5 protein-coding genes are annotated in these 14,301 nt (G+C 41.4%); 4 read left to right on the top strand and 1 reads right to left on the bottom strand.

The window, feature by feature from the left end; genetic code table 11:
- Positions 1 to 7: 7 nt before the first annotated feature.
- Positions 8 to 199 carry a hypothetical protein gene (locus QUA80_RS19430; protein ID WP_333426741.1) on the bottom strand — a complete coding sequence of 64 codons (192 nt, stop codon included), beginning with the start codon at positions 197 to 199 and terminating at the stop codon, positions 8 to 10.
- A gap of 249 nt (positions 200 to 448) precedes the next feature.
- Here QUA80_RS19430 and QUA80_RS19425 point away from each other — a divergent pair, with 249 nt between their 5' ends.
- The 4 genes from QUA80_RS19425 (at position 449) to QUA80_RS19410 (ending at position 14,294) form a co-directional block, all read left to right on the top strand.
- Positions 449 to 1,891 carry a cytochrome ubiquinol oxidase subunit I gene (locus QUA80_RS19425; RefSeq protein ID WP_333426740.1) on the top strand — a complete coding sequence of 481 codons (1,443 nt, stop codon included), beginning with the start codon at positions 449 to 451 and terminating at the stop codon, positions 1,889 to 1,891.
- Between the two features lie 8 nt (positions 1,892 to 1,899).
- Entirely contained in the window at positions 1,900 to 2,913 is a 1,014-nt protein-coding gene (cydB, locus tag QUA80_RS19420; RefSeq protein WP_333426739.1) for a cytochrome d ubiquinol oxidase subunit II, read from the top strand.
- Positions 2,914 to 3,406: 493 nt separating this feature from the next.
- A complete protein-coding gene (locus QUA80_RS19415) occupies positions 3,407 to 8,770 on the top strand; it encodes an AAA family ATPase (protein WP_333426738.1) in 5,364 nt (1,787 codons plus the stop codon).
- Between the two features lie 73 nt (positions 8,771 to 8,843).
- Positions 8,844 to 14,294: an AAA family ATPase gene (locus QUA80_RS19410; protein WP_333426737.1), complete on the top strand. Its 5,451-nt coding sequence runs from the start codon at positions 8,844 to 8,846 to the stop codon at positions 14,292 to 14,294.
- Positions 14,295 to 14,301: the final 7 nt, after the last annotated feature.

The following is a 14,301-nucleotide window of genomic DNA, read 5'->3' as shown; positions in this document are numbered from 1 at the left end:
CTAGTAATCATTTGAGGGTTTGATAATTCTGAATCTCTTTGAAATTAAGTTCGATCGAATATCTGCGGAATGTGGGTAATATTTCCATCACCAAACATAAATCTTGTAGGGGCGGGTTCACCGACAATAAATGCCTAAAACCCACAATCTCGTAAACCTGCCCCCACCCAACTAAGATAATATTTCCATCACCGAACATAAATCTTGTAGGGGCGGGTTCACCGACAATAAATGCTTAAAACCCAGAATCTCGTAAACCCGCCCCCACCAACGGCTAATCGCAATCTACCTCTTTTAACATACAAGAAAATACAACCTAAATCTGTATAAAACCTTAAAAGGTGCTAGACCGACAAATTGTCGCCAAGTTTTACATTACATTATAACCAGTGTCAATTCTGGAACTCGTGCAAGCTAACCTCTCTTGAACTGACCAAAGGATATAACGATGGATATCTTATCTAACACCGTGGCGCTATCGCGGATGCAATTTGCGCTAACCGCCATATTCCATATGCTGTGGCCAGTTCTGACAACTGGAATGGGAATTTATCTGGTAATTCTTGAAGGAATGTGGCTGAAAACTCGCAATCCCGACTACTACCATCACGCTCGTTTTTGGTCTAAACTTTACGTCCTTAACTTCGGTATTGGAGTAGCTTCTGGAATTCCGATGGAATTTCAATTCGGCACAAACTGGGCACCATTTTCAGAAGCAGTCGGTGACTTTTTTGGCAGCATTTTAGGCTTTGAAGCTTCAATGGCATTTATGTTAGAAGCAGGCTTTTTAGGAATTATGCTGTTTGGTTGGGAGCGCGTTCACCCGATCGTCCATCTTTTCGCTACAATCATGGTAGCCTTCGGCGCTAACCTATCCACAGTCTGGATTTTAGTCGCCAACTCTTGGCTGCAAACTCCTGCGGGCGGAGAAATGGTCAATGGCAAGTTTATTGTCAGCGATTACTTTCAAGCAATTATGAACCCGTTCGCATTAAACAGCATTCTCCATATGTTTTTTGCGACGTTAGAAACTTCGCTGTTTGTCATTGGCGGAATTAGCGCTTGGTACATTCTCAATAAGCGCAACCAAGCCTTTTTTTCCAAGTCTTTAAAAATTGCCATAGCAACAGCAATCGCCGTTGCCCCCTTGCAGATATACATCGGACATTTGAGCGCCGAACAAGTTTATCACTATCAACCCACTAAATTAGCAGCAATCGAAGCTAAGTGGGAAACTTCACCAGCGGGAGAGTCAGCCGATTGGACTTTGCTAGCTTTGCCTAATGAAAAAGCCCAAAAAAATGACTGGGAAATTAGCATTCCCAATGGCTTAGGATACGTTCTGGAATTCAAACAAAAACTCTCCGAACCCGTACTCGGATTGAAGGAATGGCAGCCAGAAGATAGACCGCGAATGGTGGGTTTAATCTATTATTGTTTCCGCATCATGTCCGGGATTGGATTCTTCTTTTTAGGACTGATGCTGTTCAGTATAATTCAGTGGCTGCGAGGCAAACTTTCTGCTGAAAATATTAGCAGTCAACCTTGGCTGATGCGCGCTTGGGTATTAGCTGCTCCCCTAGGATATATTGCTGTAGAATCGGGTTGGATTGTCCGGTGTGTCGGCAGACAACCTTGGGCTTTATACGGGCAAATTCGCACTGCTGACGCGGTGTCAAACATCCCCGCCAGCAATGTTTTAACTTCTCTCAGTTTCTTTGCCGTTGTTTACAGCTTTTTGTTTGTTTGTGCCTTGTATTTTGGCAGCCGAATTATCCGCCAAGGGCCTAATTTAAGTCTGCCTGTGCCAGGTTTAGACAATGAACCTGCAATCGAAAGTCAACCCGCAGAACACGTTCCCGATCGCCGTCCTTTAGAAGCACAACAATAGGAGATTTTATGCAAGCTTTGGAGCATTTTCTCCCGCAAGTTTGGTTTGTAGTTTTGGCTTTGTTTCTCCTGCTATATGTCATGCTAGACGGTTTTGACTTAGGAGTAGGCATCCTGTCTCTGACTGCTGATGACGAGGAACGCAGGGGCATTTTAATGACCAGTTTGGGCAACGTTTGGGACGCGAACGAAACTTGGCTGGTTTTAATGGGAGGCGCTTTATTTGGCGCATTTCCCCTCGCTTACGGCACGATTTTGACAGCGCTGTACATACCGATTTGCATGATGCTTTTTGGTTTGATATTTCGGGCTGTCGCCTTTGAATTTCGCGAGCATTCTAATCGCAAATTATTCTGGAATTATGCCTTTGGTGCTGGCAGTTTTTTAGCAGCTTTAGCTCAAGGATTTGCCCTCGGTGCGGTACTCGAAGGCATTGCGGTTGATGAAGCCGGTCACTTTGTAGGTTCTACTTGGGACTGGTTGGATTGGCGATCGATCTTGGTTGCTTTGACGCTGATTCAAGGGTATGTTTTGATCGGTTCGACCTATCTAATTATGAAAACGGAGGGCGAACTGCAAACAAATCACTACCGCACGGCTAAAATTGCGGCGGTGACAACTTTAATCGGAGCGGTTTTAATTACCATCGCCACTCCGATTTTTTACGAAAGTGCTAGAGCCAGGTTGTTTGAGAAACCGCTAGTTTATGTCTTTGCCGCGATTCCTTTGTTGGGAGTGCTGTTGGTGGGAATGCTGCTGAAAAGTCTCGCCAGCAAAGAAGAACGAACGCCGTTTATCTGGACGATTCTGATTTTTTTGCTCACTTTCATCGGCTTGGGATTGATTGTTTTCCCATACATTATTCCCTCTGAAATCACGATTTACCAAGCCGCTGCTTCGCCCAGCGCCCTGGTATTTATGATTGTGTTCATCGGCTTTCTGATCCCGATTATGATTTTTTACAACATCTACAATTATGTTGTGTTTCGGGGTAAGGTTGTCGGCGGTCACTATGGGGAATAAAGCATAATACAACCGCAGATTGAAGTCAATATACGCAGATAAGCTCAACTCTATATCCTGGTTTATCTGCGTATATTTGCGGTTAAAAATTACAAATTATTGTTTTCTGGTACTATCACAACTTACGCAACCATACTATACATAACATAGCGCAAATAGTGCGGAGTAGGCAAAGGAACTAATTTAGGATTAGCGATCGCACGTCATGCCACCTGAAATTTGAAAGTTGAGATTTGAGATCGATCGCACGGATGAGTCCGGGGCTGGCGATCGGGAGGCGCAGCTTTTTTCACAGGTAAATGGATGAATCCGGATGCTTGTGACCAAATTGCTTTCGGTTAAATAATAATTGATAAACATTGGGAAAAAATTACAGTTAATTCTGTCCCTGGCGAGGATGCAGAGTTTGCGATCGCTATCTTTGTCAAATAATAAAATACAATGGAATGGAAGGTTTTAATTTAACTGTTGTATAATATAGGGTCAACAAGTTATGGATGCGATCGCCCATTTGTCAGGTTATCAGGTTACAGAGCAACTTTATGCAGGTAGACGTACCCTAGTCTATCGAGGCATCCGTACCCGTGACCAATACCCAGTCGTCGTCAAACTGCTGCGAAACGAATACCCCACCTTCAACGAGCTCGTCCAGTTTCGCAACCAATATACCATTGCCAAAAATCTCGACTTCCCTCACATCGTCAAACCCCTGACGCTGGAAGTATACCAAAATAGCTATGCCCTAGTAATGGAAGATTTTGGCGGAGTCTCCCTATCTACTTATCTCAAAACAGCAACAACTCACACCCAACCATCTCAAGCTTTACCTTTAGCAGAATTTCTCCAAGTCGCCATACAACTAACAGACATTATCCACTATCTCTACCAAAACCGAGTCATTCACAAAGATATTAAACCAGCTAATATTCTCATTAACCCCGACACCAAACAAATTCAACTAATTGACTTTAGCATCGCTTCCCTACTACCGAGAGAAACCCAAGAAATCCAGAATCCGAATATTTTAGAAGGAACATTAGCCTATCTCTCCCCCGAACAAACAGGACGGATGAATCGAGGCATTGACTATCGTAGTGACTTTTATTCCCTGGGTGTGACCTTTTATGAATTGTTGACAGGACAGTTGCCATTTATCTATGACGACCCGATGAAATTGGTGCATTGTCATCTCGCCAAAGAGTCGATACCCATCCATCAAATTAAGCCAGAGATCCCCCTAATTTTAGCGAAAATTGTCAGTAAGCTGATGGCGAAAAATGCCGAAAAACGCTATCAAAGTGCATTAGGACTCAAGCACGATTTAGAGATGTGTTTAGTTCAATTACAAAAAACAGCCAAGATAGAATCTTTTGAACTCGGAAAGCGAGATATTAGCGATCGCTTTACTATCCCCGAAAAGCTATACGGTAGAGAAAAAGAAGTCGATCGACTATTAGCTGCCTTTGAGCGAGTCAGCCTGGGAGTAACAGAAATGATGCTAGTAGCAGGTTTTTCGGGAATTGGGAAAACCGCCGTTGTCAATGAAGTTCATAAACCCATTGTCCGCCAGCGCGGTTATTTTATCAAAGGCAAATACGATCAATTTCAACGCAACATTCCCTTCAGTGCCTTTGTGCAAGCCTTCCGCGACTTAATGGGTCAACTGCTATCAGAATCGGATACTCAACTGCAAACATGGAAAACCCAGATTTTAGCAGCAGTGGGAGACAGCGGACAAGTCTTGATTGACGTGATTCCTGAGTTAGAACGTATAATTGGCCCTCAACTTCCTGCAACAGAATTGTCAGGAAGTGCCGCCCAAAATCGCTTTAATCTGCTAATGCAGAAGTTTGTGCAAGTTTTCACGAGGAAAGAACATCCTTTAGTGATGTTTTTGGATGACTTGCAATGGGCGGATTCAGCCTCCCTGAATTTGCTACAGTTATTGATGATGGAGACAGGATATTTATTAGTATTGGGGGCCTATCGAGATAATGAAGTTTCGCCAGTGCATCCATTTATCTTAACAGTGGATGAGATAGTTAAAACAGGGGCAACAGTAAATACGATTACTTTGCAAGCGTTAAGCGAACCAGATATGAATTTGTTGGTCGCGGATACGCTGAATTGCGAATCGTTTCTTGCCCAACCTTTGACCAAATTAGTCTATCAAAAAACTCAGGGAAATCCTTTTTTTGCTACTCAGTTTCTCAAGGCATTACATGACGATAAGCTAATTAGTTTTAATTGGAATATTCGGCATTGGCAGTGTGATATTGCACAAGTCAAAATCTTAGCTATCACTGATGATGTCGTTGAATTCATGGCATTGCAATTGCAGAAGTTGCCCAGCGAAACTCAGGAGGTTCTCACATTAGCTGCTTGTATTGGCTCGCAGTTTGATTTGAAGACCTTAGTAATTGTCAGTGAGAAATCTGCTGGAATGACGGCTACGGCTTTATGGAAAGCATTGCAGGAAGGTTTGGTGATTCCCACGACCAAAATCTATAAGTTTTTTACGGAATCGGATAGTGATGAAGTTTTCAAGGCTTCAGCTAATCCAACTTATCGATTTTTACACGATCGCGTTCAACAAGCTGCTTATTTCCTCATTCCTGATGATAAAAAGCAAGCAACTCATCTCCAAATCGGACAATTGTTACTACAAAATTCCTCAGACATAGAGCAAGATGAAAAACTATTTGAGATTGTCAGACACTTAAATCAGGGTAAAGATTTAATCACTCAACCAAGCGAGCGCCAAAAATTAGCCGAATTAAACCTAGTGACAGGGCGGAAAGCCAAAACTGCTAACGCTTATGCTGCCGCAACTGTCTATTTACAAATGGCGATCGAGTTACTGACGACAGACAGTTGGCAAAATCAGTATAAATTGACTCTCAATATTTACATCGCTACTGCAGAAGCTGAATATTTAAACCTGAACTTTGAGGAATCATTAAAATTAGCTGAGTTGGCGCTGGCTGCCGCAAATAATCTACTCGAACAGGTGAAAGTTTATGAATTAAAAATGCAAATTTATATTGCTCAGCAAATAGAAATGATCGCTGCCGTAGATATTGGGTTAGAAGTGTTAGAAAAATTATCAATTTCTTTACTGAGAATAGACTTAGACAATGAGTTGATAATTGATTTACCAAATCTTGACGATTTAGATAATTTGCCACTGATGACAGATCCATATAAGCTGGCAGCCATGCAAATTTTAAGAACCCTCTGTACTCCTGTGTTTGTAGCAAGACCAGAGATTTTTCCACAATTAATCATCACCATGATTAATTTATGTCTTAAATATGGAGATTCAGCACTATCATCTTTTGCCTACGGTTTTTACGGGTTATTATTGGTAGGATTAGGTCATTTAGATAGAGGTTATCATGCAGGTTTAATTGCGTTAAAATTATTAGATAAGTTTAACGCTAAAGAGCTCAAAGCAAAAGTTTACAACTTGTTTAATGCCAATATTCGTACTTGGAAAGAACCCGCAAGAAATAGTGTCGATCCTTTGCGAGAAGGACTACAAGCAGGGCTAGAAGTAGGTGACTTTGAATGGGGTGGATATTGTGCTGCAAATTTGTGTAGTTACTTATTTTTTACGGAGGACAACTTAGGATCTGCCGTCCAGCAACAAGAATTTTATGGTAATTTTTGTATTAACTTTAAACAAGAAAGTTCTACGCATTTCTCGCAAGTATGGCGACAATTAGGTTTGAATTTACAGGGTCAAGCTGCAGATCCCCTATTATTGATCGGTAAAAGCTTTGATGAAGAGAAAACTTTGCCCCGCATTATTGCCGCTAAATCGGGAATAGTTTTATTTATGTTTTATCTGGCTAAAACAATTCTATGTTACTTGTTGGGCGATAGTAGTCAAGCCTTAAAAAATGTGGGACTAGCACAGGAGCAAGCCGGCTCAGCTTTTGGTTTTATGCAAGTCATAGTTCTCAATTTTTACCATTCGCTAACATTGTTAAATCGCTATACTGAAGTCACGGAGAATGAACAACAAGAATATTTAGCTCAAGTCAATATTAATCAGGAAAAAATGAAATTCTGGGTGGAGAATGCGTCAGAAGGAAATCAGCATAAATATGAATTAATTGAAGCGGAAAAAGCGCGAGTATTAGCGATTAATTGGCAAGCAGCAGAGTTATACGATCGCGCCATCATTGCAGCAAAACAACAAGGCTACATCCAAGAAGAAGCACTTGCCAATGAACTGGCAGCAAAGTTTTTTCTGGAATGGGGGAAAGAACGCCTCGCGCGTAACTATACGATCGAGGCTTACTATATCTACAGTCGTTGGGGAGCTAAGGCTAAAGTAGACGATCTGGAAAAACGTTATTCCCAACTCCTCGCACCCATCCTTCAGTCAGATCGATCCTTTACTTCCCTCAAAGGAAGTATCACATTAGGAACGATTACTTCTACTCACTCTTCTAGCAGCAACTCTGAATTTCTAGATTTGCCTACTCTGATCCAAGCCTCTCAAGCTATTTCTGGGGAGATTGAACTAGATAAACTCCTGACTGCTCTCTTAAAAATAGTGATGACAAATGCTGGGGCTACCCGGTGTGTGTTATTGCTTAAACAAGATATTGATTTACAGGTAGTAGCCCTTGTCGTAGAGGGGCAGGAACCGCAACTATTACCATCAATACCGCTAGAATCAAGTCAGGATGTAGCGATTAGTTTGGTCAATACTGTCAAGCGGAGTTTGAAACCGCTGGTACTTGCCGATGCGAGGGTAAATCCTCAGTTTGCTGGAGATAGTTACATTGAACAGCACCAGCCTAAAAGTGTGCTTTGCAGTCCAATTGTTAATCAAGGTAAGTTGATTGGAATTCTGTATCTGGAAAATAACCTGACGGTTGGGGCGTTTACGAGCGCTCGGGTTGAGGTGCTGAATTTGCTTTGCTCTCAAGCCGCTATCTCCCTGCAAAATGCCTCCCTCTATCAACAGGCACAACAAGCTTTTGATAATCTAAAACAAGCTCAATTGCAAATTGTCCAAAGTGAAAAGATGTCGGCGCTGGGAAATCTAGTCGCTGGTGTGGCTCACGAAATCAACAATCCGGTTGGTTTCTTAAATGGCAATATTCAACCGGCATTGGATTATGTTCAGGATTTGTTTGGCTTGCTCGATTTGTATCAACAAAAGTATCCTCAACCCGATGCAGATATTCAAGAGGAAATTAAAACAATCGATCTCGACTATATTCGGGAAGATTTACCGAAGTTGGTTAGCTCGATGCGTGAAGGTGTGAAGCGGATTAAAGATATTAGCACTAGCCTCAGAACTTTTTCCCGTGCCGATAGCGATCGCCCTGTTGCTTGTAATATCCATGATGGCATCAACAGTACCTTGACGATCCTCAAACACCGTCTCAAAGCTTCAGACACTCGCCCGGAGATTCAAGTTATTAAGAAATACGGGGATTTGCCTTTAGTTGAGTGTTATGCCGGCCAGCTCAATCAAGTTTTTATGAATCTGTTGGCGAATGCGATCGATGCCCTGGATGAATCAAATACTGGACGGAGCTTTGCAGAGATTAAAGCGATTCCTAATAAAATTACGATCGAGACAGAATTATTGGGCGATCGGCAGCAAGTTTTGATTCGCATCAAAGACAATGGGGTTGGTATTAATGAGGCGGTGCGAGAGAAGATTTTTGATGATTTATTTACGACGAAGGAAGTCGGTAAAGGGACTGGATTGGGATTGGCGATCGCGCGTCAAATTATCGTCGAAAAACATAGCGGTTCCCTCAACGTCAACTCAACACTAGGTCAAGGAACAGAATTTATTATCACCTTACCCATCAAGGCAAAATAAAAAAGTTAATTTTCCCTATCATTCAGACTCATTTAATTAATTACTCGCGCTAATTTATCAAACAACAATTGCCATGAATAATGCCAACAATAAAAGTAAATATCACCCAAAATTTAACAATCAAAACTATCAAATTATCGAAACAGTTTATTCAGGAAGTCGCACCTTAGTATATCGAGCCATCCGTACCAATGACAAACTACCTGTTGTCATCAAACTGCTAAAAATTGACTATCCTAGCTTCAGCGAACTGGTGCAGTTTCGCAATCAATACACCATTGCTAAAAACCTTCATCACCCTGGAATCATCCAAACATACAGTCTCGAACCGTATCGAAATGGTTATGCGTTAGTCATGGAAGAATTTGGGGGAATTTCTCTTCAGGAATGGACACTAAAACGGGAAAACTTACTGTCTTTAAGGGAATTTTTACAAATAGCGATCGCGCTGTGCAATACCTTAGATATATTGTATCGCGAGCGCATTATTCATAAAGACATTAAACCCAGCAATATCTTAATTAATCCCGAAACCAAAGAAGTCAAATTAATCGACTTTAGTATTGCCTCTCTCCTCCCACGGGAAACACAAACTTTGATGAATCCCAATGTCTTAGAAGGGACGCTTGCGTACATTTCTCCAGAACAAACAGGCAGAATGAATCGGGGAATTGACTATCGGACTGACTTTTATTCTTTAGGAGTCACTTTCTATGAATTACTGACAGGAAAAGTACCATTTCAATCCAACGATCCAATAGAAATAGTCCATTCTCATATTGCTAAAGCATCACCCTTAGTCCATGAAATTAATTTGGAAATTCCTCCTGTAATCTCAGAAATCCTCAATAAATTGATGGCAAAAAATGCTGAAGACCGCTATCAAAGTGCAGTCGGTATTAAATTTGATTTAGAAAAATGTTTAACTCAACTTCAAGAAAACGATCGGATTGAATCCTTTAAAATTGGGTGTAGGGATGTGAGCGATCGCTTCCTCATCCCAGACAAACTCTATGGACGAGAAACCGAAGTAGAAACGCTAATAAAAGCCTTTGAAAGAGTCAGCGAAGGTGCAACAGAAATGATGCTGGTTGCGGGTTTTTCAGGAATTGGAAAAACCGCAGTGGTTAACGAAGTTCATAAACCCATTGTGCGGCAACGGGGTTATTTTATTAAAGGGAAATATGACCAATTTCAGCGCAACATTCCCTTCTCAGCTTTTGTGCAAGCATTCCGCGATTTAATGTGGCAATTGCTATCCGAATCAGATTGGCAATTAGAAACATGGAAAAGCCAGATATTAACCGCAGTAGGAGACAACGGACAAGTCTTAATTGACGTAATTCCTGAGTTAGAAAATATTATCGGTAAACAGCCAGCCGCCCTTGAATTATCAGTAACAGCAGCCCAAAATCGCTTTAATCTCCTGTTTCAAAAATTTGTGCAAGTCTTTACCAGTAAAGAACATCCGTTAGTCATATTTTTAGATGACTTGCAATGGGCAGATTCCGCATCACTGAACTTGCTTAAATTATTGATGCAAGATACGGGGTATCTATTAATATTAGGTGCGTATCGAGATAATGAAGTCTCCCCCGTACATCCATTGATTTTAACAGTGGATGAAATTGTCAAAACTGGGGCAACGGTGAATACAATTACTTTACCACCATTAAGGGAAGCTGATATGAATCAGTTAGTGGCAGATACACTGAATTGTGAATCATCCCTAGCCCACCCTTTAACAAAATTGGTCTATCAAAAAACTCAAGGTAATCCTTTTTTTGCGACCCAGTTTCTCAAAGCATTACATGATGACAAGTTAATTAGCTTTGATTGCCGGATTCAACATTGGCAATGCGATATTGCCCAAGTGAAGGGCTTAGCAATTACTGATGATGTCGTTGAATTCATGGCATTGCAATTACAAAAATTGCCCCGAGAAACTCAGGATAGTCTCAAACTAGGGGCTTGTATTGGGTCGCAGTTTGATTTGAATACCTTAGCAATTGTCAGTGAGAAATCACCAGACAGTACCGCAACATCTTTATGGAAAGCTTTGCAGGAAGGTTTGGTAATTCCTACTACCGAAATCTATAAGTTCTTTACCCAATCTGATAGTGAGGAAGTTTTCAATGCTTCCGCTAATCCGACTTATCGATTTTTACACGATCGCGTCCAACAAGCGGCTTATTCATTGATTCCTGACGAGCAAAAACAGCAGACCCATTACCATATTGGGCAACTACTCCAACAAAACTTATCAGAGATAGAAAAAGAGGAAAAGTTGTTTGATATTGTCGGGCATTTGAATTTAGGAATTGAGTTGATCACTCAAGTAGAGGAACGGGAAGCATTAGCCAGATTGAACTTAGCAGCCGGACAGAAAGCCAGAAATTCTACAGCCTATGCAGGCGCCAGAATTTTTGTGAAAACAGGGCTGGAGTTACTCACTGAAAACTGTTGGGAAACTCAGTATGAATTAACCCTGAATCTTTATGCGGCTGCGGCTGAAACGGCATACTTAAATGCCGATTTTAATGGCATGGAAGAAATGGCAGCCCAGGTTTTGCGATCGGCTAAAACAATACTAGATAAAGTCAAGATATTTGAGATTCAAATCAACGCACTGACAACTCAGAGTCAGATGTTAGAAGCGATCGCTATCGGCACTAATGCGCTAGCACAATTGGGGATTGAACTCCCCTCTGAAACTGACGAAGCCTTGACACGCATTGCATTACAAAACCTTGCCAACCAACTGGAGGGCAAACAGATTGAGGAACTGGTTAACCTTCCCGTGATGAGCGATCCTCGGACAATCGCGGCGATGCAATTGTTAGGCATCTTGTTTCCGGCTATTTTTATGGGAAATCCTGCCTTGCAGCCTCTGCTTTGTGCCACAATGGTCAGTCTGTCACTTCAATTTGGCAATGCACCAGCATCAACAATCGGGTATGTGGGTTATGGCATTGTGCTGTCTGGTTTTTTCTCAGAAGTAGAAAAAGGTTATCGCTTTGGGCGAGTAGCACTCAGCTTACTCAATCAGTTGAATTGGCCAGAATTTAAATGTATCACTTTACTTTGGTTTGGCTGTTTTATTCAGCATCGTCAAGAAGCACTGAGGGCAGCAATCCCAACTGCGAAAGAAGGCTATTTAGTCGGAATGGAAACAGGTGATTTTCTCAATGCTGGCTACTGCGTCAGTAGTTATTTATATAATAATTTTTTTTCGGGAGTAGAGCTTGATGATTGGCACGCAGAAATAGAAAATTACTGTGTTGTCTTAGCGACGGTGAAGCAATATTCTCCTCTGGTTTACGTGAATATGGCACAACAGGCGGTGCATAACTTGAGGGAAATTGTCAATCAACCGGATTTGTTAATCGGTCAGGCTTATGATGAAACCGTGATGTTTCCTCAGCACAATCAGAATAGCGAGCTTACTGCACTCGCTCTTGCCTATAACTACAAACTAATGCTTGCCTATCTCTTTGGCAACTACACCAACGCCCTAGACTACATTGCCCAAGCAAGCCTCTATTTGAGGGTAGCGGCAGCAATGATTCATACTCCGGTTTTCCATTTCTATGCCGGGTTAACCTACTTGGCACTTTGCTCTACGCAGTCAGAAACTGAGCAAGCGAACACTCTCGCTTTGGCAGAAACCCATCAAACCACTCTGGCTGAATGGGCACACCAGGCCCCGATGAATCACCAACATAAAGTTGACTTAGTAGAAGCAGAAAAATGCCGGGTTTTAGGCAAGAATTATGAAGCTGGAGATTGGTACGATCGCGCCATTTCAGAAGCCAAAGAAAATGGTTATATCCAAGAAGAAGGTTTAGCCAATGAACTAGCTGCCAAATTCTACTTAGATTGGGGGAAAGAAAAAGTTGCACAATCTTACATGATTGAGGCGTATTACTGTTATTCCCGTTGGGGTGCAAAGGCTAAAGTAGCTTATTTAGAACAACACTATCCACAACTACTGAAAGCTATTCTCCAACCTGCTAATTTTGTCGTCACATCTGGGACAACCGTCAACCAGACCTGGATGGGAAGCCTAACTAGCGTCAGTAGTACCGAGAATTTATGGTTAGATTTTCCAGCAGTAATGATGGCTGCACAAGCCATTTCACAAGAAATTGAATTAGAGAAACTGTTAGCCACTTTGATGCAGATTATGGTTGCGAATGGCGGAGCACAAATCGGTTGTTTAGTGCTTCGCCAAGACCGACAATGGTTAGTCGTAGCTCAAGCCGCATACAAGCAGACAAAAATATTAGAAATTCCTCTGGAACAATATCAGGAAATTCCTCAGAGTTTGATTTATGCGGTGGCACGAACTCAAGCGACGGCTGTTTTTGACAACTTAAGTACAGCCGACCAATTTGCAGGCGATCGCTATATTATCGCTCATCAACCTAAATCAGTTTTATGTACTCCAATTATTCGGCAAGGAAAACTCGTCGGTATTGTGTACTTAGAAAATAACTTAACAGTGGGAGCATTTACTAATGAGCGAGTAGAAATTCTCCAGATACTCGCAGTTCAAGCGGCGATCTCTATTGATAATGCTCGTTTATATAAACAAATAGAGAACTATTCCCAAAGCTTAGAAGCAGAAGTAGCGCAAAAAACAGAAGATTTAAGCCAAAAAGCTTTTGATTTAGAGCAAGCATTTAAAAACTTACAACAAACCCAAGCACAATTAATTCAGAGCGAAAAAATGTCATCTCTCGGTCAACTGGTAGCTGGGATTGCTCACGAAATCAACAATCCAGTAACATTTATTCGCAGTAATCTTGCACATACAGAGCATTATGTCAAAGATTTGCTTATTTTACTTGATATTTATCAACAAGAGTATCCCGAACCCAGTGGAGTAATTCAAGCGAAAATAGAAGAAATGGATTTAGAATTTATCTGGGAAGATTTAATGAAAATTATGGAATCTATGAAAGCAGGGAGCGATCGCATTAGCCAAATTATCCTGAGTTTGCGTAACTTTTCCCGTTTAGATGAAGCCGACATGAAAGCAGTAGATTTACATACCGGAATTGAAAGCACTTTGCTAATTTTGCAAACTCGCTTAAGACAGAGCGATGGTAAATCAGAAATACAAGTTATTAAAGAGTATGGAAATCTGCCCAAGGTCATTTGTTATGCTAGCGAGATAAATCAAGTATTTCTGAGTATTATCAGTAACGCTATTGATGCTCTTGAATCAATTAATAAAACCGAGAAAAATCCTGCCATCACGATTCAGACTGAAGTCATAAAAAAAGACAGGGTTAAAATAAAAATCACTGATAATGGTGTCGGTATCCCGGCGAGTATTCAATCCAGAATATTCGATCCATTTTTTACAACTAAACCAGTGGGTAGCGGTACAGGTTTGGGTTTATCTGTTAGCTATGGTATTGTCAAAAAACATGGCGGTAAATTAACCTGTAATTCTAGAGTTGGAGAGGGTACAGAATTAGCGATCGAGATTCCCATCAGCTATATTAGAGCCTGAAGAAGCA

Source organism: Microcoleus sp. F4-D5 (genome assembly GCF_036704885.1).
Lineage (GTDB): Bacteria > Cyanobacteriota > Cyanobacteriia > Cyanobacteriales > Microcoleaceae > Microcoleus.
Note: the sequence above shows the minus strand (reverse complement) of the source record. Positions and strands in the feature narration are given on the sequence as shown.

Excerpts from the sequence above, each read along its gene's own strand:
- QUA80_RS19410 (WP_333426737.1), top strand. The coding sequence starts at position 8,844 with ATGAATAATGCCAACAATAAAAGTAAATATCACCCAAAATTTAACAAT.
- cydB (WP_333426739.1), top strand. The coding sequence starts at position 1,900 with ATGCAAGCTTTGGAGCATTTTCTCCCGCAAGTTTGGTTTGTAGTTTTG.
- QUA80_RS19425 (WP_333426740.1), top strand. The coding sequence starts at position 449 with ATGGATATCTTATCTAACACCGTGGCGCTATCGCGGATGCAATTTGCG.
- QUA80_RS19415 (WP_333426738.1), top strand. The coding sequence starts at position 3,407 with ATGGATGCGATCGCCCATTTGTCAGGTTATCAGGTTACAGAGCAACTT.
- QUA80_RS19430 (WP_333426741.1), bottom strand. The coding sequence starts at position 199 with ATGTTCGGTGATGGAAATATTATCTTAGTTGGGTGGGGGCAGGTTTAC.